Annotated in this window: 19 protein-coding genes; 13 read left to right on the forward strand and 6 right to left on the reverse strand. The window is 71.5% G+C overall.

Going from position 1 to position 19,598, the window contains the following annotated elements:
* Positions 1-119: 119 nt before the first annotated feature.
* From argS to KAK06_RS16480, 7 genes are all read left to right on the forward strand, one after another.
* Positions 120-1,820: an arginine--tRNA ligase gene (gene argS / locus KAK06_RS16450; protein ID WP_210803224.1), complete on the forward strand. Its 1,701-nt coding sequence runs from the start codon at positions 120-122 to the stop codon at positions 1,818-1,820.
* Positions 1,817-2,503: an SPOR domain-containing protein gene (locus KAK06_RS16455; protein WP_210803225.1), complete on the forward strand. Its 687-nt coding sequence runs from the start codon at positions 1,817-1,819 to the stop codon at positions 2,501-2,503. Before argS ends, KAK06_RS16455 begins: the two co-directional genes overlap by 4 nt.
* 98 nt (positions 2,504-2,601) lie before the next feature.
* Positions 2,602-3,246: a thiol:disulfide interchange protein DsbA/DsbL gene (locus KAK06_RS16460; protein WP_247652925.1), complete on the forward strand. Its 645-nt coding sequence runs from the start codon at positions 2,602-2,604 to the stop codon at positions 3,244-3,246.
* A gap of 159 nt (positions 3,247-3,405) precedes the next feature.
* On the forward strand, positions 3,406-3,969 hold the full coding sequence (lptA, locus tag KAK06_RS16465) for a lipopolysaccharide transport periplasmic protein LptA (RefSeq protein ID WP_210803226.1): 564 nt from the start codon (positions 3,406-3,408) through the stop codon (positions 3,967-3,969).
* Positions 3,966-4,748: an LPS export ABC transporter ATP-binding protein gene (gene lptB / locus KAK06_RS16470; protein ID WP_247652926.1), complete on the forward strand. Its 783-nt coding sequence runs from the start codon at positions 3,966-3,968 to the stop codon at positions 4,746-4,748. Before lptA ends, lptB begins: the two co-directional genes overlap by 4 nt.
* A 55-nt stretch (positions 4,749-4,803) precedes the next feature.
* Complete coding sequence (locus KAK06_RS16475) at positions 4,804-6,318, forward strand: RNA polymerase factor sigma-54 (protein ID WP_210803227.1); 1,515 nt, start codon at positions 4,804-4,806, stop codon at positions 6,316-6,318.
* A 59-nt stretch (positions 6,319-6,377) separates the two neighbouring features.
* On the forward strand, positions 6,378-7,601 hold the full coding sequence (locus KAK06_RS16480; protein WP_210803286.1) for a THUMP domain-containing class I SAM-dependent RNA methyltransferase: 1,224 nt from the start codon (positions 6,378-6,380) through the stop codon (positions 7,599-7,601).
* Between the two features lie 64 nt (positions 7,602-7,665).
* Here the strand turns inward: KAK06_RS16480 and KAK06_RS16485 are convergent, their stop codons facing one another.
* The 5 genes from KAK06_RS16485 to KAK06_RS16505 form a co-directional block, all read right to left on the reverse strand.
* Positions 7,666-8,685, reverse strand: coding sequence for a HEAT repeat domain-containing protein (locus tag KAK06_RS16485; RefSeq protein WP_210803228.1), 1,020 nt, complete (start codon positions 8,683-8,685; stop codon positions 7,666-7,668).
* Positions 8,686-8,839: 154 nt separating this feature from the next.
* The gene (locus KAK06_RS16490; RefSeq protein WP_210803229.1) at positions 8,840-9,151 is read right to left on the reverse strand and encodes a hypothetical protein; all 312 of its coding nucleotides are present in this window, start codon (positions 9,149-9,151) and stop codon (positions 8,840-8,842) included.
* A 49-nt stretch (positions 9,152-9,200) separates the two neighbouring features.
* Complete coding sequence (locus KAK06_RS16495; protein ID WP_210803230.1) at positions 9,201-9,857, reverse strand: DsbA family oxidoreductase; 657 nt, start codon at positions 9,855-9,857, stop codon at positions 9,201-9,203.
* A gap of 26 nt (positions 9,858-9,883) precedes the next feature.
* Complete coding sequence (locus KAK06_RS16500; protein ID WP_210803231.1) at positions 9,884-10,381, reverse strand: hypothetical protein; 498 nt, start codon at positions 10,379-10,381, stop codon at positions 9,884-9,886.
* Positions 10,382-10,425: 44 nt separating this feature from the next.
* Entirely contained in the window at positions 10,426-12,489 is a 2,064-nt protein-coding gene (locus tag KAK06_RS16505) for an ATP-dependent helicase (protein ID WP_210803232.1), read from the reverse strand.
* Between the two features lie 161 nt (positions 12,490-12,650).
* Between KAK06_RS16505 and KAK06_RS16510 the strand changes: the two genes are divergently transcribed.
* The 4 genes from KAK06_RS16510 to KAK06_RS16525 all read left to right on the forward strand — a co-directional run bounded on the left by KAK06_RS16510 (position 12,651) and on the right by KAK06_RS16525 (position 17,539).
* Positions 12,651-15,332: a serine/threonine-protein kinase gene (locus KAK06_RS16510; protein ID WP_210803233.1), complete on the forward strand. Its 2,682-nt coding sequence runs from the start codon at positions 12,651-12,653 to the stop codon at positions 15,330-15,332.
* 12 nt (positions 15,333-15,344) lie between these two features.
* Positions 15,345-15,815, forward strand: a complete 471-nt coding sequence (locus tag KAK06_RS16515; protein WP_210803234.1) for a hypothetical protein — start codon at positions 15,345-15,347, stop codon at positions 15,813-15,815.
* A gap of 64 nt (positions 15,816-15,879) precedes the next feature.
* Complete coding sequence (locus tag KAK06_RS16520; RefSeq protein ID WP_210803235.1) at positions 15,880-16,419, forward strand: TlpA family protein disulfide reductase; 540 nt, start codon at positions 15,880-15,882, stop codon at positions 16,417-16,419.
* A 22-nt stretch (positions 16,420-16,441) separates the two neighbouring features.
* Complete coding sequence (locus KAK06_RS16525) at positions 16,442-17,539, forward strand: transglutaminase-like domain-containing protein (RefSeq protein ID WP_210803236.1); 1,098 nt, start codon at positions 16,442-16,444, stop codon at positions 17,537-17,539.
* Between the two features lie 183 nt (positions 17,540-17,722).
* On the opposite strand, the gene KAK06_RS16530 is transcribed toward KAK06_RS16525, so the two are convergent.
* Entirely contained in the window at positions 17,723-18,172 is a 450-nt protein-coding gene (locus KAK06_RS16530; RefSeq protein ID WP_210803237.1) for a c-type cytochrome, read from the reverse strand.
* Positions 18,173-18,354: 182 nt separating this feature from the next.
* On the opposite strand from KAK06_RS16530, the gene KAK06_RS16535 reads away from it, so the two are divergent.
* Together KAK06_RS16535 and KAK06_RS16540 are read left to right on the forward strand one after the other, a co-directional pair.
* On the forward strand, positions 18,355-19,059 hold the full coding sequence (locus KAK06_RS16535) for a cytochrome b/b6 domain-containing protein (protein WP_210803238.1): 705 nt from the start codon (positions 18,355-18,357) through the stop codon (positions 19,057-19,059).
* 44 nt (positions 19,060-19,103) lie between these two features.
* Positions 19,104-19,595 carry a GNAT family N-acetyltransferase gene (locus tag KAK06_RS16540; RefSeq protein WP_210803239.1) on the forward strand — a complete coding sequence of 164 codons (492 nt, stop codon included), beginning with the start codon at positions 19,104-19,106 and terminating at the stop codon, positions 19,593-19,595.
* The last annotated feature ends 3 nt before the right edge of the window (positions 19,596-19,598 follow it).

The following is a 19,598-nucleotide window of genomic DNA, read 5'->3' on the forward strand; positions in this document are numbered from 1 at the left end:
GGCGGCAGACGGCGGGCGGAACTGCCATGGTGCCCGCAGCGCCGCGCGCAGAAGCGGCGAACAGCCCCACGCCCACCGGCCAGTTCGGGCGGCCACCCCCAACCGTAGAATCGGGCCCCATGATCCAAGCCAAGGCAGAGCTCCAGGCCGCGCTGGCCGCCGCCGTCGCGCAGCTGGCCCCCGACGCCGCCCTCACCCCCGTTTTCGAGTCGCCCAAGCAGGCCGCCCACGGCGACCTGGCGATCACCGCCGCGATGCAGCTGGCCAAGCCGCTGAAGGCCAACCCGCGGGCGCTGGCCGAGCAGCTGATCGCCGCGCTGAAGGCCCAGCCCGCGTTCGAGCGCTGGGTGGCGGCGCTGGAGATCGCCGGCCCGGGCTTCATCAACCTGCGTCTGAAGGACAGCGCCAAGCAAAGCGTGGTCAGCGAGGTGCTGGCCGCCGGCAGCGCCTTCGGCCGCCAGCCGGCCAACGGCCGCAAGCTGATGGTCGAGTTCGTCTCGGCCAACCCCACCGGCCCGCTGCACGTGGGCCACGCCCGCCAGGGCGCGCTGGGCGACAGCCTGTGCCACCTGTTCCAGACCCAGGGCTGGGACGTCACCCGCGAGTTCTACTACAACGACGCCGGCGTGCAGATCGCCACGCTGGCCACCTCCACCCAGTGCCGCATCCAGGGCCTCAAGCCCGGTGACGCCGGCTGGCCCGAGAGCGCCTACAACGGCGACTACATCGCCGACATCGCCGCCGACTTCCTGGCAAAGAAGACGGTGACGGCCGACGACCGCGCCTTCACCGCCTCGGGCGACCCGGCGGATCTGGACGGCATCCGCCAGTTCGCCGTGGCCTACCTGCGCCACGAGCAGGACCTGGACCTGCAGGCCTTTGGCGTGCAGTTCGACAGCTACTTCCTGGAAAGCAGCCTCTACAGCAGCGGCCGGGTTGAGCAGACGGTGCAGCGCCTGGTGGAGGCCGGCAAGACCTTTGAAGAGGGCGGCGCGCTGTGGCTGCGCACCACCGACGACGGTGACGACAAGGACCGCGTGATGCGCAAGTCCGACGGCTCGTACACCTACTTCGTGCCCGACGTGGCCTACCACGTCAACAAGTGGGAGCGCGGCTTCAGCAAGGTCATCAACTGCCAGGGCACCGACCACCACGGCACCATCGCCCGCGTGCGCGCCGGCCTGCAGGGCGTGGGCGCCGGCATTCCCAAGGGCTACCCCGATTACGTGCTCAACACCATGGTGCGGGTGGTGCGCGATGGCGCCGAGGTCAAGATCAGCAAGCGCGCCGGCAGCTATGTCACGCTGCGCGACCTGATCGACTGGACCAGCAAGGACGCGGTGCGCTTCTTCCTGATCAGCCGCAAGGCCGACACCGAGTTCACGTTTGATGTCGACCTGGCGCTGAAGCAGAACGACGAGAACCCGGTGTTCTACGTGCAGTACGCCCATGCGCGGATCTGCTCGGTGCTGGCCCAGGCCGCCGACAAGGGCCTGTCGCCCGACGGCGCCGAGCTGTCGCTGCTGAGCGCCCCCACCGAGCTGGCGCTGATGCTCAAGCTGGCCGACTACCCCGGCATGCTGACCAGCGCCGCGCGCGACCTGGCTCCGCACGACGTGGCCTTCTACCTGCGCGACCTGGCCGCCGCCTTCCACAGCTACTACGCCGCCGAGCGCTTCCTGGTGGACGACGCGGCCCTGGCCCGCGCCCGCCTGGCCCTGCTGGCCGCCACCCGCCAGGTGCTGCGCAATGCGCTGGCGCTGCTGGGCGTGAGCGCCCCTGACCAGATGTCGCGCGACGCCGCGCCGGAGACCGCATGAACCGCAACCCCTCGGCCGCCGCCCAGCGCGGCGGCACCTTCGTCGGCATCATCATTGGCCTGTTGATCGGCCTGGGCCTGGCGCTGCTGGTGGCGCTGTACATCGCCAAGGTTCCGGTGCCCTTCGTCGAGAAGGTGCCGCACCGCACGCCCGAGCAGGACGCGGCCGAGGCCGAGCGCAACCGCAACTGGGACCCCAACGCGCCGCTGGCCGGCAAGCAGGGCAGCCGCCCGGTGAATGAGGCGGCGGCGCCGCTGCCCTCGGCCAGCGCCCCGGCCGCGCCGCCCACCGCGCCGGTGGTCGTGCCCGAGAAACGCGCCGCGGCGTCGGCGCCCGCGCCGGCCGCGCCCGCCACCGAGCCGGGCAAGCCCGGGCGCGACCCGGCGGCGATCCTGTCCGGCCAGGGCTCCGGCAGCCCGGATGCCGCGGTGTCGAAGGATCCCTTCATCTACTTCGTGCAGGCCGGCGCCTATTCCAACGCCGACGATGCCGAGCAGCAGCGCGCCCGCCTGGCGATGCAGGGCATGACCGCCAAGGTCACCGAGCGCGAGCAGGGCGGTCGCACCGTGCACCGCGTGCGCCTGGGCCCCTATGAGACCCGCGCCGAGGCCGAGGGCCTGCAAGACCGCCTGAAGGCCAGCGGCGCCGAGGCCGTGCTGGTGCGCCTGGAGCGCACGCATTGACCGCCGCACCCGGCCGATATTGAACTTCCGGTCATCGCCGCGGTCGCACCCCGCGTTGACACCTCACTTCCCACCGCAGTAGAGACAGGACGAACGACATGCTGAACCGGCGCGATTTCACAGGGGCCCTGGTGGCCATGGGCGGCGTGGCCACCACCGGCGCGACCCAGGCCCAGGGCGGCCCGGTTGAGGGCACGCACTACATGCGTCTGGCCAGCCCGGTGCCGGTGTCCGTGCCGGGCAAGGTGGAGGTGCTGGAGTTCTTCATGTACAGCTGCCCGCACTGCTTCCAGTTCGATCCGGCACTGGACGCCTGGGTCAAGAAGCTGCCCGCCGACGTCAGCTTCCGCCGAGTACCGGTGGCCTTCCGCCCCAACCTGGAGATCCACCAGCGCCTGTACTACGCGCTGGAGGCGCTGAACCAGCTCGAGACGCTGCACATCAAGGCCTTCACCACCATTCACGTCGAGCACAAGATGCTGCTCAAGGACGAGGACGTGGCCGCCTGGAGCACTGCCAACGGCCTGGATGGCGCCAAGCTGCTGGACACCATGAAGTCCTTCGCCGTGGCCGGCAAGGTGCGCGCCGCCAAGCAGGCCATGGAGGCCTACCGCGTCGATGGCGTGCCGATGCTGGCCATCCAGGGCCGCTGGACCACCTCGGGTTCCACCGCCGGCACCCACGAGAAGGCGCTGGCCGTGGCCGACTACCTGATTGCCCAGGCCCGTAGAACGAAGGCCTGAACCCGCCGGGGTGGCGCCGCTGCCGAGCGCGTCGCCTGGGCGGAGGGCTAAGCCCCCAGCCGGCGCACCGACAGCGTTCACCGCTGTCTTTTTCGTGCCAACGGGCTGGCGCTCGGGTGTCGGGGCCGTAGAATGGTCTGCAATTTCCGTGCCGCAGCCATGTCCCGCCGCCCTTCCTCCTGCCTGATCGCCGTGCTGGCGCTGCTGGCCTGCGTCCCGGTCCAGGCCGAACGCGCCGACCGGACCAAGCCGCTGGTGGTGGAGAGTGACGGCAAGAAGGCCGCCTCGGTGGACCTGAGCAAGCGCACCACCACGGTCGTCGGTAACGTCGTCATCACCCAGGGCACGCTGCAGATCAAGGCCGACAAGGTGGACGTGCGCGAGGACGCGCCCGGCCGCTTCAGCGCCACCGCGCTGGGCAGCGCCGCCCAGCCCGCCACCTTCCGCCAGAAGCGTGACCGGGTGGACGAGGTCATCGAGGCCCAGGCGCTGCGCATCGAGTACGACGGCGGCGCCGACCGCATCCGCCTGGTGGGCGAGGCCCGCATGCGCATCCTGCGCGCCGGCCAGCCGGCCGATGAAGCCACCGCCGCGGTGATCGTCTACGACCAGCCCGGCGACACCCTCACCTTCGAAGGCGGCAGCCCGGGCAGCAGCGCGGCGGCCAGCCGGCCGCGTCTGGTCTTCGTGCCGCGCGCCGAGAGCACCGAGGCGCCACGTTGACCGCCCTCGCCGTGGACACCGCGGCCGCCGCCCGCCCGGCCAGCCGCCTGGACGCCACCGGTCTGCGCAAGGCCTATGGCGCGCGCGTGGTGGTCAAGGACGTGCACCTGTCGGTGGGCGCTGGCGAGGTGATCGGCCTGCTCGGCCCCAACGGCGCCGGCAAGACCACCACCTTCTACATGGTGGTCGGCCTGCTGCGCTGCGACGCCGGCGAGATCCACATCGACGGCGAGCCGGTGCACCGCAAGCCGATCCACCAGCGCTCGCGCATGGGCCTGTCCTACCTGCCGCAGGAGGCCTCGATCTTCCGCAAGCTGACGGTGGACGAGAACATCCGCGCCGTGCTGGAGCTGCAGTACGGCGCCGACGGCAAGCCGCTGTCGGCCACCGAGATCCAGACTCGGCTGGACGGCCTGCTGAACGACCTGAGCCTGACCAGCCTGCGCGACTCGCCGGCCCCGGCGCTGTCGGGCGGCGAGCGCCGCCGCGTGGAGATCGCCCGCGCGCTGGCCACGCAGCCGCGCTTCATCCTGCTGGACGAGCCCTTCGCCGGGGTCGATCCGATCGCGGTGATCGAGATCCAGCGCATCATCCAGTTCCTCAAGGCCCGTGGCATCGGCGTGCTGATCACCGACCACAACGTCCGCGAGACCCTGGGCATCTGCGACCGCGCCTACATCATCAGCGCCGGCACCGTGCTGGCCGAGGGCACGCCCGCCCACATCGTCGAGAACCCGGACGTGCGCCGGGTCTACCTTGGCGAGCACTTCAGAATGTGACCATGACGGCCCTGCTGTATTCCCTGACCGTCATCCCGGCTGAGCGGCGAGCGCGATGAAACCGACCCTGCAGGTTCGCCTCTCGCAACACCTGGCGCTGACGCCCCAGCTGCAGCAATCCATCCGCCTGCTGCAGCTGTCCACGCTGGAGCTGCACCAGGAGGTCGAGCAGATGCTCGACCAGAACCCCTTCCTCGAAACCGAGGACGAAGGGCCCGGCTTCGAATTCACCTCGGTGGACCGCGCCAGCAGCACCAGCCAGCGCGAAGAGGCCGACAGCGCCGGCGCCTCGGTCGGCGAAGGTGGCGACGAGCCCTCGGGCATGGACAGCGCCGACTTCGGCACCACCGAGCGCGACGACTGGGAAAACGGCACCGAGCGCGACGACTTCGACGGCATCCGCGAGACCCCCGGCACCGGCAGCGGCCAGGGCAACGACGACGACTTCGAGCCGCAGGAGCGCAGCGTCAGCGGCCCCACGCTGCAGGAGCACCTGCGCCAGCAGCTGCTGGGCATGCGCCTGTCGGCCCAGGACGCGGCCGCGGTGCATGTGCTGATCGAGTCGATCGACGAAGACGGCTACCTCGATGGCACGCTGGAGGACATCGCCGAGCGCGTGGCCGACAGCCTGGGCCTGGGCGACCTGGACGACCGCGACGAGCTGCTGGACCAGCTGCGCTGCGGCCTAGCCTGGCTGCAAAGCATGGAGCCTTCGGGCGTGGGCGCCGCCAACCTGGGCGACTGCCTGTGCCTGCAGCTGCGCCACCGCCCCGCCGGCCCCGCGCGCGACTGCGCGATGGCGATTGCCCGCGGCCACCTGGAGCTGCTGGCGCGGCGCGACCTGAAGAAACTGGCCGCCGCCACCCACGCCGATGAGGCCACCGTCAAGGCCGCGCAGGCGCTGATCGTGGCCTGCGAGCCCAAGCCCGGCCGCCCCTTCGCGCCGGCCGAGAGCCTGATCGTGGTGCCCGACGTGATCGTCGTGAAGAGCGGCCGCAACTGGAAGGTCACGCTCAACCCCGACGTGATGCCCAAGCTGCGCGTGAGTGAGCTGTATGCCCAGGCCATCCGCGGCCAGCGCGGCGGCGGCAACCTGTCGGCGCGGCTGCAGGAGGCGCGCTGGTTCATCCGCAACATCCAGCAGCGCTTCGACACCATCCAGCGCGTCAGCCAGGCCATCGTCGAGCGCCAGAAGGCCTTCTTCACCCATGGCGAGATCGCGATGAAGCCGCTGGTGCTGCGCGAGATCGCTGATGAACTGGGCCTGCACGAATCCACCATCTCCCGCGTGACCACCGCCAAGTACATGGCCACGCCGTTTGGCACCTTCGAGCTGAAGTACTTCTTCGGCTCCAGCCTGAACACGGATGCCGGCGGCAACGCCAGCTCCACCGCGGTGCGCGCGCTGATCAAGCAGTTCGTCGCCGCCGAGGACACCAAGAAGCCGCTGTCCGACAGCCAGATCGCCGACATGCTGGAAGAGCAGGGCATCCAGGTGGCGCGCCGCACCGTGGCCAAGTACCGCGAGGCGCTGAAGATTGCGCCGGCCAACCTGCGGAAGGCGATGTGAACAGCCCGCGCCGCGTCACCCGCAGCGAGGCACCGGTCGAAGCCCTGGGCCCCGGCGTGATGTTCCTGCCCTGCGCCGCCGGGGTGGAGCCGCTGCTGGCCGAGGAATGCCTGCGCCTGCTGCCTGCGGGCACCAACGTCGAAGCCAGCCGCGGCGGGGTCTTTGTCGACGGCACGCCCGAGGACGCACTGCGCCTGAACCTGGGCAGCCGCCTGGCCCAGCGCGTGCTGTGGCAGGTGGCCGGCGGCGTCTACCGCGACGAGCGCGATCTGTACGACCTGGCCCGCCGGGTCGACTGGACGCGCTGGATCACGCCCGCGCAGACGCTGCGCGTGGACACCAGCGCCTGGCGCAGCCCGCTGCACAGCCTGAACTTCGCGGGTCTGAAGATCAAGGACGCGGTGTGCGATGCGCTGCGCGACGCCACCGGCGAGCGCCCCAGCGTCGACACCCGCTTCCCCGACCTGTCGCTGGTGCTGCACCTGGGCCCCGAGCACGCGCAGCTGAGTGTGGACTTGTCGGGCGAAGCCCTGTTCAAGCGCGGCTGGCGCGAGGCCAAGGGCGAAGCCCCGCTCAAGGAGACGCTCGCCGCCGCCATGCTGGCCGCCGCCGGCTGGCAGGGCCGCGAACAGGACGGCCCGCTGCTCGACCCCTGCTGCGGCGCCGGCACCATCGCCATCGAGGCTGCGCAGATCGCCTGCGGCATCGCCCCCGGCGGGCAGCGCCGCTTTGCCTTCGAGAAGCTGCTGCCCTTCAAGCCGCTGCTGGGCACCTGGGGCCAGATGAAGCGCGCCGCCGAGGCCGCCGTCCACGCCCCCGCGGTGAAGATCTACGCGGGCGATGTGAGCTTTCGGATGACCGATTTCGCCGCCCGCAACGCCGAGCGTGCCGGGGTGGCCCACGCCATCGAGTTCAAGACCGCCGACGCCTTGCAGCGCCCCGCGCCGGCCGAGGCCGGCACCATCGTGATGAACCCGCCCTATGGCGAGCGCATTGCGCCCAAGGGCAGCGGCCAGGGCACCGGCGGCGTGCGCGGCGAGGTGATGGGCGAGCGCTTTGAAGGCGCCGCCGACGCCGGCGAGTTCTACGCCCGTCTGGCCGCCCACTGGAAGAAGGCCTACCCCGGCTGGACCGCCTGGGTCCTCACCCCGGAGGCCAAGACCCCCAGCCTGATGCGCCTGAAGGAGAGCCGCCGCGTGCCGATGTGGAACGGGCCGATCGAGTGCCGGATGTTCCGCTTTGATCTGGTGGCGGGGTCGATGCGCAAGGACGTGGCGGGCTGAACGCTGCGGCGGGAGTCAGGGCGCCGCGGTCAGCGAACGGTCCCAGGACGCCCGGCCTGCCAGGTCACGATCGCTGGGCTGCCGCCCATGCCTTGAGCTTCGTCCGCAGGGAGTCCTCTTGCTGGCGATAGATCGCATCGCTCACTGGATGCCCGCCAGAGATTCTGAGGATGGTGTTGGCCGCCATGAATCGCGTACGGACATCATTGTCGTCGAGCAATCTCACCAGGAAGGGGAGATCGTCTGTCGAGGCAGCTGATCTCAGCCCATCCAATGCACTTTGCCGGATGTACGGATCTGACGATCCATACATCCTTCTGAAATCCTGGGCTGAGATCACTCCGCTTGAGATTCTGGCCAGCGCGGCGGCCAGCACGCGGGCGGCCACCGCTTCTCGCTCGTCGGGGTGGAGCAATCGATCAAAGACCCGATGCACCTGGTCGGTCGAGCCCAGATCCACCAGTCCTGCCACAGCCAACAAGCACACTTCAGTGCTGGGATGCTTGGCCAACAGGAGCAACTGCTCGGACGCCACCGCTGCGGGAAGCCTGCGCAACTCAGCCCATGCATCCTGTCGCCGCGGGGCGGCACATGCCACGGCCGTGCCAGGTGCGCCAGCCGCGTCGCACAAGGATTGATCGTCCGCGGCCACGGTGCCCGCCAGGATCGCGGCCAGTCGGCGCTCCACCGTTGGCGGACGCTCCACCCCCGTGCCGGGAACAACGATCACGGCAGGCAGCGCGGTCTGACCTGTGGCGCGGTAGCTGACGCGGTCCTTGTCAGCGGTCAGGAACCACAACCCCGTCGCTCGCTGCCGAACCAGTTCCGCTGGCACGGTCCAACTCACCTCGATCGGCGTGGCCAACAGGGAGGGCGATCCTTTGATCACCGACCTGACACGCACCGTTCCTCGCTGCGGCGACGCCTGCCATGTGTCACCCGCAGACAAGGTCCCCACCACGATGACATCCGCCGATCTGACCAATGTGTCGATCTGAACGGCCGGGAGCAAGGTGGCGCCCGCACCCGCGCTGAAAACGGCTGACGCCGCGAGGAACCACTTGCCTGTCATGGTGTGTTTCATGGCTGAATCCGAACCACCCGATGCGGATGAATCCCCTGGTCTGGAACCGCTGACAAACAGCTCTCTGAAGCCTGAATACCTCTCGCCCCCGGGGAGGTGGGCATACCGGAGGCCATGGATGACCGGCGTGCGCAAGGACGCGGCGGACCGAGCCTCAGCGCTTGACCTCGGGTCGACCCGTCAGCTTCGCCAGGTAGCGCGACACCTTGGCATGCTGCGCCGTCATGCGCTCACCCATGCCCTTCTGCGGCGTGGCCAGCAGGCGGTCCATGGATTCCGACGTGATCGTGGCCACCGCCACCGGCGGCACCACGCTGCGGTCGACATAGACCTCGTACTCGTAGCCGCCGATGGTGGCGATGTGGTCCACCGTCGCAGTGTGGGCGATGACGGCTTCGCTCAGGGCCCGGCGGGCCAGGTCCGACGGCTCCTGGGCCCACACGGCGGCGGACAGGGACCCGGCCATCACGGCGCTCAACCATCGTGTCACGAGGTGCCTCCTGTTGGTGCCGGGTTCAGGCCGCGGCGGCCCCGGCCGCCTGCCGCAGCGCCTGCGCAAACACCTCCGGCGGCTGACCGCCGCTGACCAGGTATTGGCGGTTGATCACCACCGCCGGCACCGAGTGGATGCCGGCCTGCTGCCACAGGGCCTGCTCCTGGCGCACCTCGGCGGCGTAGCGCTGCGGATCGTCGATCACTGCAGCGGCCTCGGCGGCGTCCAGCCCGGCCTCGGCCGCGGCGGCGCGCAGCACCGCCGGGTCGGCCGGGTTCAGGCCGTCGCGGTGGTAGGCCAGCAGCAGCGCCTGCTTCAGTGCCTTCTGCTCGGCCTCCCCCACGGTGCCGGCCCAGTGCAGCAGGCGGTGGCCGTCGAAGGTGTTCCAGATGCGGGTGCGGTTGGCCGTTCGCATCGGGAAGCCCAGGCCCTCAGCGCGTTGCTGGATCATCTGCGCGGCGCCCGCCAGCTCCTCGCGGCTGCGGCCGTACTTGCGCGACAGGTGCTGGGTGATCTCCTCGCCCTCGGGCGGCATCTGCGGGTTCAGCTCGAAGGGCTGGAAGCGCAGCGACACCGCGCCGATCTCGGGGCCCACCTGGGCGAGTGCCTGCTCCAGCGAGGCCAGGCCGATCGCGCACCAGGGGCACACGATGTCGGAGACGAAGTCGATCTGCATCATCGCGCCAGTGTAGGGCGATGCCCCAGTCAGCGCCGGCGGCCACCCAACGACATCAGGTCGCCATTGACCTCGCAGGCGGGGTCAGGCCCGTAGGCGGTGTCCATCACCTGGCCATCGTCGCCCATGCCCACCATGAACCACTGGCAAAACGGCGGGTCGTAGCGGTAGGCCCAGACGGTCTGCGGCGGCCGCGCCACGCGGAAGCGCTTGGCCGGCGGGCCGATGCGGCGGCGCACCTCGTCGGCGCTCATGCCGGCGACGATGGCGCCGAAGTTGTTTTCGTTCAGCACCTGCTCGGCACGCATCAGGCGCTGCTGCATGTCGAACTGCAGCATCCAGGTGGTCTTGCCGAAGGGGCCGGTGGCGTACTCCAGCACCGGGCCCACGCCGGGGGTGTCCCACTCGCCGGTGGGCGGGCCCAGGCGCGCCAGCACCGAGCTCAGCGGCTCGCCGGGCGCGAAGCGGGCGGGCGTGGCGCAACCCGCCAGGGCCAGGGCGACGGACAGCAGGACAGGGGTCAGCATGCGGCGCATGCCGACATGCTACGCCGCTGCCGCCCGCCGCGCATTCACCACGCTGAGCGCAGGCGCGCGCGCAGGTCCAGCGGCGGCTTGGTGGGCGGGCCCTTGGCGGCTTCGTCGGCTGCCGCCGCCACACGGGCGCGGCGGGCGGGCGAGTCGGCCTCAAAGAGCGGTAGCAGGGCGTCGGGGATGAAGCGGCTGCGGCCGCCGTACAGGTGGCGCTCACCCAGCGCGCGCTGCTGCGTGACGTAAAAACGCTGCGGCACGATCAGCTGCAGGTGGCGCTTGGCGCGCGTCATGCCCACGTAGAGCAGGCGACGCTCTTCCTCGAGCTGCTGGGCGCTGCCGGTGGACAGGTCGGAGGGCAGGCAGCCGTCGACCAGGTTCAGCAGGTACACCGCCTGCCACTCCTGGCCCTTGGCCGAGTGCAGCGTGGACAGGATCAGGTAGTCCTCGTCCTTCAGCGGCGGGCCGCTCTCGTCACTGGTGGCCTCCGGCGGGTCCAGCGTCAGCTCGGTAAGGAAGCGCTCGCGGCTGCCGTGGCCGGCGGCCAGTTGCTGCAGCTGCTGCAGGTCGAGCAGGCGCACGGCGGCGTCTTCTTCATGCAGGCGCTGCAGCTGCGGCGTGTACCAGTCGATGGCCAGCGCCAGCTCGTCGGGCCAGCCGTGATCGCCGCGGCGCAGCGTGTCGCACAGCGCGGCAAAGGCGGCCAGGTCGGCGCGCGCCGCCGTGGGCACGCGGGCGGCGGCCAGCGCGGCCCAGGGCTCGGGCGAGGCGTCCATCGCATCGAGCAGGGCGGTGGCGCGGCCGGGGCCGATGCCGGGCAGCAGGTTCAAGAGACGAAACCCTGCCAAGCGGCTGCGCGGGTTGTCGGCCCAGCGCAGCAGCGCCAGCAGGTCCTTGACGTGCGCAGCTTCCAGAAACTTCAGGCCGCCGAACTTGACGAAGGGAATGCGCCGGCGCGCCAGCTCCAGCTCCAGCGCGGCACTGTGGCTGCCGGTGCGAAACAGCACCGCCTGGCGCTTGAGCTTCAGGCCGCCCTCGCGCAGGCGCAGCACCTCGTCGGCCACCCAGCGGGCCTGGGCGGCCTCGTCGTCCACCGCCACCAGCAGCGGCTTCTCGCTGCTCTCGCGCCGGCTGAACAGGGTCTTGGCAAAGCGCTCGGGGGCGAGCGCGATCACCGCGTTGCTGGCGTCCAGCAAGGGCTGGGTGCTGCGGTAGTTCTCCTCCAGCGTCACCACCTGCGCGGGCGGCGTGAATCGGGCGGGGAAGTCCAGGATGTTGCGCAGCTCGGCGGCGCGGAAGCCGTAGATCGCCTGCGCGTCGTCGCCCACCACCGTCAGGCCCTGGCCCTGCGGCTTGAGGGCGCGCAGGATGGCCTCCTGCAGGCGGTTGGTGTCCTGGTACTCGTCGACCAGCACATGGCTGAAGCGCGCGTCCAGCGCGGCGGCGATCTCGGGACTGGCCTGCAGCATCTCCAGCCACCACAGCAGCAGGTCGTCGTAGTCCAGCGTCTGCTGGTCCTGCTTGGCGGCGACATAGGCACCAAAGAGGCGGCGCAGCGCGGCCTCATGGGCGACGCACCAGGGCCAGTGCTCGCGCAGCAGCGCGTCCAGCGGCTCGCGGCTGTTGACGGCGCGCGAGTAAATCGCCAGGCAGGTGGCCTTCAGCGGAAAGCGTTCGGTGCTGCTGTCGGCCACGCCGGTCTGCTGGCGGCACTGGCCCATCAGGTCCTCGGCGTCGGCGCGGTCGATGATGCTGAAGTTGGGCGGCAGACCGATCGCCTCGGCGTGCTCGCGCAGCAGCCGTGCGCCGATGCCGTGGAAGGTGCCGGCCCAGGGCAGCAGTGGCGCGCGCGCGGTGGGCGGCAGGCCCAGCGCCTGGTGCAGCAGGCGGCCGGCGCGGCGCGCCAGCTCGTGCGCGGCGCGGCGCGAGAAGCTCAGCAGCAGAATGCGCTGCGGATCGGCCCCGTGCTGCACCAGCCGCGCCAGGCGCGCGGCCAGCGTCATGGTCTTGCCCGAGCCGGCGCCGGCGATCACCAGCAAGGGCGCGTCGCCATGGTCCACGGCGGCTTGCTGGGCAGGGTTGAGCGTGGGGGCACAGGCCGACATCAAGGCGCCAGCATACTGGATGTATCACCAGCCCGCACAGCCCCTGACGGCTGGTCGGCGGGTGGGCGGCTATGCTGCGCGGGCTGTCGCTCGGACGCGGCGAATGTCGTCTGTCTTCTGGTACGTCCTCTGGCCATGGCCTTCTCCGGCATTGCGCGTCGATGATCGATCCCCCCCACTGGCAGCGCCTGTCGGCCCTGCTTGATGAGGCCTTGGACCTGTCCGAGGACCAGCGCACCGCCTGGCTGAACGCTGTCTGCGCGCGCGAGCCGGGGCTGGCCGATGCGCTGCGCAGCCTCATCGAGGGCCTGCGCACCGAGCCCGATTCGACCCCCGCCGCGGCTTTCCAGCAGTGGCTGGCGCCCGCGCTGTCCGAGCCAGCGACGCCGCCCGAGCTGGCGACGCTGACCCAAGCCGGCGCCACATTGGGTCCCTGGCGGCTGGACGAGAAGATCGGCGAAGGCGGCATGGGCCAGGTCTGGCGCGCCACCCGGGTGGACGGCCTGTACCAGGGCGCGGCGGCGATCAAGCTGCTGCGCAGCGACCGCAGCAGCCCTGGCCTGAGCGCCCGCTTCGCGCGTGAACGCACCGCGCTGGCGCGCCTGAACCACCCAGCCATCGCCCGGCTGCTGGATGCCGGCGAGGCCCAGGGCCAGGTCTACCTGGTGCTGGAGCTGGTGCCTGGCCGCACGCTCAGCGAGTTGGTGCGCCAGCACCGCCCGCCGCTGGCTGAGCGCGTGGCCCTGCTGCTGCGCATTGCCGAGGCGGTGGAGGCCGCCCATGCGCAGCTGATCGTGCACCGCGACCTCAAGCCCGGCAACGTGATGATCACCGACGACGGCCAGCCCAAGCTGCTGGACTTCGGCATCGCCGCCCTGCTGGACGACCCCGCCGAGCCGGGCGAGCTCACACGCAGCACCGGCCGCGGCCTGACCGTGGGCTACGCCGCGCCCGAGCAGATCATCGGCCTGCCGGTGGGGGTGGCGGCAGACGTCTTCTCGCTGGGCGTGATCCTGTTCGAGCTGGTCACCGGCGCCCTGCCCTTCAGCCAGCGCCGCCAGCCGCGCCCGATGATGGAAATGGCGGTGCTGGAAGACCCGCCGCACCGCCTGGGCGGCGTGACCGCCGACCCCGAAGGCCCGGGCGCCGCACCCGATGCCTGGCGGGCCGATGGCGACCTGGCCGCGGTGATCGACAAGGCGCTGCGCAAGGACCCCGCCGAGCGCTACACCGGCGTGCGCTCGCTGATCGACGACCTGAACCACTGGGCCGCGCACCGCCCGGTCAGCGCACGCCGCGGCCACTGGCGCCACCGCAGCGGCCTGTGGCTGCGCCGCCATGCGCTGCTGGCGGGCAGCATCGCAGCGGTCGGCCTGTCGCTGGCGCTGGGCCTGGGCCTGAGCCTGTGGCAGTGGCAGCGCGCCGAGCGGGCCGCCGCGGTGGCCCGCGCCCGTGAGGCGCAAAGCCAGCAGCTCAGCAGCTACATGCTGGGCGAGCTGGCTGACCGCCTGCGCCCACTGGGCCGGCTGGACATCCTGGCCGGTCTGGGCGAGCGCAGCCTGGCCGTGCTGGCCGAGCAACCCGGCGCCGCTGAGGCCCCGCTCGATCGCCTGCACCGCGCGCAGGCGCTGCTGGTGCTGGGCGAGGTCGACAGCAGCCGCGGCCGCGGCCAGACCGCCACCGCCCAGGCCGCGCTGCAGGCCGCCGAAGAGGTGCTGCGGCCGCTCGACGGCGTGGCCGGTGTGCCCGCCGACGACTGGTTCGCCACGCTGGGCGCGGTGCATTTCTGGCGTGGCCAGATCGCCTTCGACCAGGGTGAGCTGGTGCCCGCAGCGGCGCAGCTGGAGCGCTACCGTGCGCTGTCCCAGCGCTGGCTGGCGCAACAGCCCGCGTCGACCACCGCCGCGCAGGAGCTGGCCTACGCCCACGCCAGCCTGGCGGCGGTGCAGCTGCAGCGCGGCCAGTGGGCTGCGGCCCGGCAGTCCTTTGAAGCCGTGCTGGCCGACAAGCGCCAGCGCCTGGCCAAGGCCCCCACCGACGCCGCCGCCACCGTGGCCGTGGCCAACGGCCTGCTGCAGCTGGCCGACGTGCTGCATGTGCAGGGCCAGGAGCGCGACAGTCTGGCGCGCCTGGACGAGGCTCGCGCGCTGCTGGACGCGCTGCAGCGCCGGCAGACCGGCCAGGCCGCGTGGCTGGCCGACCTGGCGCGGGTGGAGCAGGCCCGCGCCGCCCGCCTGGCCGACCTGGGCCGCCATGACGAAGCCCGCCGCAGCGCCACCGAGGCGCGCCGCTGGTCGCAGCAGGTGCTGGCCGCGTCGCCCAGCGCCGCGCGCTGGCGCCTGGAGGCCCTGTGGGGCGACACCCAGCAGTTGCTGCAGGCGCCGCCCGATGCCAGCACCCGCGCTGCCCGCCAGGCCCTGCTGGCGGACTGGCCCGCGCTGGCTGCGGACGAGCCCCTGGTCCAGGCCCTGCACGCACGGCGCGCGCTGCTGCAGGCCGACAGTGCGCTGGAGCAGCGCGACAGCGCCGAGGCCCAGCGCCTGCTCGACCAGGCCGAGTCGCAGCTGGCGCCCTTGCTGGCGCGCCAGCCGCTGAAGTGGCAATGGACCGACACCCTGGCCCAGGTGCAGTGGCGCCGACTGCGCGCCGACCGCAGCGTCGCGACCTGCAGCGCCATCACCCCGCGCCTGCAGCCGGCGGTCGAGAGCGGTCAGGCCGGCCTGGTGCTGCAGGCCTGGCTGCAGGCCCAGGCCTGCGCCCAGGGCCGCCCCATCGCCGAGGCCGACCTGCAGCGCCTGCAGGCCGGCGGCTACCAAGCCCAGCGTTTTCCCCCGCCCCCCTGACCTGGAGATGCCATGACCCACCCGCAGCACAGCGACACCCCCGACGGCTCGTTCCGCACCATCACCTACAGCGTGGTCCCGCTGGTCACGCCGGACGACGCGGTGATGCAGCGCTGCGCCTACTTCCACGTGCAGGCGCAGAAATGGCAGCCGGTGGCACCGCAGGACCTGGCCAGCGCCTATGGCTCGGACTTCGTCTGCCTGGAGCAGCCGCGCGCCCGGGATGTGCCCGACGGCGTGCTGGGCGAGGGGCGCTACGACCACGAGGCCACGCTGTTCGCCGCTGTGGCCAAGACGCTGTCCTCGTCCAAGGGCCTGCCCAACACCTTCCTGGCCAGCGAGCTGGGCGGTCGGCCCCGCGTGGTGATGCCGGTGGCGCCGGGCAGCACGCGGGGGGTGATCCTGCTGTTTGTGCGTCACCGCGGCGATCAGGTGCTGGGCCTGGTCCCCACCCGCGACCCGGAGATCAAGGGCACGCTCTGACCCGCAGCAGCGCAAGACCCGGTGCGACAGTCTGTCGCCCGACTGCGGCTATGCTCGCGGCCCGATGCCGCTGCCCAACCCCCGCCAGCTCAGCCGCCGCGATTGCCTGGCGGCGCTGGGCTGCGCGCTGCCGGCACTGGCGCGCGCCACCGACGACCCGCTGCCCCAGCCCTGGGCCGCCCACCGCCCGGTGCCCGCACCGCTGAAGCTGCCCGGCCACGGCGGCCCGGCACTGGACCTCGCGGCGCTGCGCGGCCAGCCGGTGCTGCTGAACTTCTGGGCCAGCTGGTGCGAGCCCTGCCGCAGCGAGATGCCCTCGCTGGAGCTGCTGGCCGCCCGCCACGAGGCCGATGGCCTGCGCGTCTGGCTGATCAATTTCCGCGAAACCCCGGCGGCGATCGACCGCTTCCTGGCCCTGCTGCCGGTGGACCTGCCGATCGCCCGCGACGCCGATGGCGCCGCCGCCCGCGCCTGGGCGGCCCGGGTGTTCCCCAGCACGGTGCTGATCGGTCGCGATGGCCGGCCGGTGAGCACCTGGACCGGCGAGGTCGACTGGACCGCGCCGGCCGCGCGCGAGCGCTTTGTTGCGCTGCTCAAACGCTGATTCTTCCCTTCAGGAGACTGTCATGACCCTGCTCACCCGCCGCACCCTTCTGGCCGCCGCGGCCGCCACGCCCTGCCTGGCCGGCGCGCAGACCGCCGAGCGCCGCTTCGCCCCGCAGCCGGGCGACTGGCGCCGCTTCGACCTGACGCTGGACATCGAGGTGCCGGTGTCCAAGGGCACCACCCGGCTGTGGCTGCCGCTGCCCGACCTGGACACTGCCTGGCAGCAGACCGACGGCCACCGCTGGAGCGGCAACGCCAGCCAGGCCCGCCTGGTGGCCGATGCCGGGCGTGGCACGCGCATGCTGTACGCCGAGTTCGCGCCGTCGGTGGAACGGCCGCGCATCAGCGTGAGCTCGCGCGTGCAGACGCGCAACCGCACGGTCGACTGGTCGGTCCGCAGTGCGGTGAAGGAAGACCCGGCCGTGCTGCGCAGCGCACTCGCGGCCACCGAACTGCTGCCGCTCGACGGCATCGTCAAGACCACCGCGCAGGCCGCCACGAAGGGCGCGCGCACCGACCTGGAGAAGGCGCGCGGCATCTACCAGTGGGTGGTGGCCCACGCCCACCGCGAGCCCAAGACCCGCGGCTGCGGCACCGGCGACATCAAGAGCATGCTGGAGAGCGGCAACCTGGGCGGCAAGTGCGCCGACCTGAACGCGATCTTCGTGGGCCTGTGCCGCGCCAGCGGCGTGCCAGCGCGCGATGTCTATGGCTTGCGCGTGGCGCCCTCGGCCTTCGGCTACAAGGAGCTGGGCGCCAACTCGGCGTCGCTCAAGGGCGCGCAGCACTGCCGCGCCGAGGTCTTCCTGGCCGGCCACGGCTGGGTGGCGATGGACCCGGCCGACGTGCTCAAGGTGATGCGCCAGGAAACGCCTGAGTGGATCAAGGACCCGGCGCACGCCGTGGCCGCGCCGGTGATGGCCGGCCTGTTCGGCAACTGGGAAGGCAACTGGGTGGGCTACAACACCGCCCATGACCTGCACCTGCCCGGCCGCGCCGAGCAGGGCACGCTGCCCTTCTTCATGTACCCGCAGGGCGAGAACGCCGAAGGCCGCTTCGACGACCTGGCGCCCGACGCCTTCCGCTACACCATCGCCGCGACCGAGCTCAAGGCCTGAGCTCGGTCAAACAGGGCTGAGCGCAGGCCAGCGCACGGCCGCGTCCACGGGCTCGCGGAGCTCGCCCGGCGCGACAGGCGAGCTGACGTCCTCAGGGCGTCAGCACGTCCGGTCTTGCCCGAAGCGGCCTGCGCACCCCCCAGGGGGGTGGGCTGACGTACCCGTCAGCCCGGGGGCCCCAGTTCACTCTTTGCGGAAGTTGTCGTGGCAGGCCTTGCAGGTCTTGCCGGCGTCGCCGAAGGCAGCCTTGATCTGGTCGAGGTTGCCGGTCTTGGCGGCGGCGTTGAGCTTGCCCACCGCGTCGATCATGGCCTGGCTGCCGTCCTTGAACTTGGCGGCGTCAGTCCAGATTTCGGGCTTGGCGCGGGTGTCACCGCTGCCGGTGCCTTCAGCAAAGGCCGTGAAGGGCAGGCGGGCCAGGGTGTTGACGATCTCGGCATTGGCCTGGGCGGCGCCCGCGTCGAACGGCGCCTTGCCACTGGCCATCGCACCGATGCGGCCGAAGTGGCTGGCCATCACGGTGAAGGCGCCCTTGCGGTACTTGATCGCGTCCTCGGGCTTCTGGAACTGGGCGTGGGCCGGCAGCGCAGCGAACAGGGTGGCGCAGGTCAGGGCCAGGGCAAGACGTTTCATGCAGATCCTCCGGTGTGAGATGGTCGGGTGAGAGAGGCACGGACCGCACAGCATGCGGGTCGTGGCGAGTGTACGCACGAGCGCACCGAAGTATTCCGTGCTGGGGCCAAGGCCCGGGGGATTCCCCGACCGGGCCGGATCGCGGTATGGTCGCGGCAGGACACTGCTGACAAGCCACCGCGATGAACTCCCCCACCCCCGTGCGCACCACCGTCCGCGTCTGGGACCTGCCCACCCGCCTCTTCCATTGGTCCCTGGTGCTGTGCGTGATCGGCCTGGTCGTCACCGGCCAGATCGGCGGCAACCTGATCGAGTGGCACCTGCGCCTGGGCATGGTGGTCGGTGCGCTGCTGATCTTTCGCGTGCTGTGGGGCCTGGTGGGCGGGCGCTGGTCGCGCTTTGCCAGCTTCGTGAAGATGCCGGGCACCATCCTGCGCTACCTCAAGGGCGAGGCCCGCCCCGACGAACACCTGGACGTGGGCCACAACCCGCTGGGCGCGCTCAGCGTGCTGGCGCTGCTGGGCCTGCTGGCGCTGCAGGTGGCCACCGGCCTGGTGGCCGACGACGAGATCGCCACCACCGGCCCACTCAACCGATTTGTCAGCAGCGCGCAGGCCAGCCTGGCCACCGGCTGGCACACCGAGCTGGGCAAGCTGCTGCTGATCGTGCTGGTGGTGCTGCACATCAGCGCCATCGTCTTCTACCTGAAGAAAAAGGGCCAGAACCTGGTGCGGCCGATGCTGCATGGCGACAAGGACCTGCCCGCTGACACGCCGCCCAGCGCCGACGGCTGGGGGCAACGCCTGCTGGCGCTGGCGCTGTTCGCGGCCTGCGTGGCGCTGATGGGCTGGGTGTTTTCGCTGGGCGAGGTGGCGGCGTCGTTCTGACGAGCTTGGGTAGACTGCCGCTCCCCGGCCACCTTGCGCAGGCGATGGACACCCCGCAGATCCAGCTGCTCACCCCCGACACACCCGAGGCGCTTGAGGCCACGCGGACCATCTTCCGCGAGTACGCCAGCGCGCTGGGCGTGGACCTGTGCTTCCAGGGCTTCGAGGCCGAGCTGGCCGCGCTGCCCGGCGACTACGCCGCCCCCACCGGCGGCCTGCTTCTGGCCTGGGTGGACGGCGAGCTGGCCGGCTGCGGCGCCTTCCGCCCGCTCACCGACTCGGACTACGCCAACGCCTGCGAGATGAAGCGCCTGTACGTGCGCCGCGCCTTCCGCCGCTTCGGCCTGGGCCGGCAGTTGGCGCAGGCGCTGATGGACACCGCGCTGCAAGCCGGCTACTCGGCCATGCTGCTCGACACGCTGGACGACATGGAAGCGGCGCGCGAGCTCTACGCCAGCCTGGGCTTCGAGGAAGTGCCGCCCTACTACTACAACCCGATCCCGGGCGCCCACTACCTGAAGGCCGACCTGGGCTGAGCC

It is taken from the genome of Ideonella aquatica (assembly GCF_018069755.1).
GTDB classification, from domain to species: domain Bacteria; phylum Pseudomonadota; class Gammaproteobacteria; order Burkholderiales; family Burkholderiaceae_C; genus Ideonella; species Ideonella aquatica.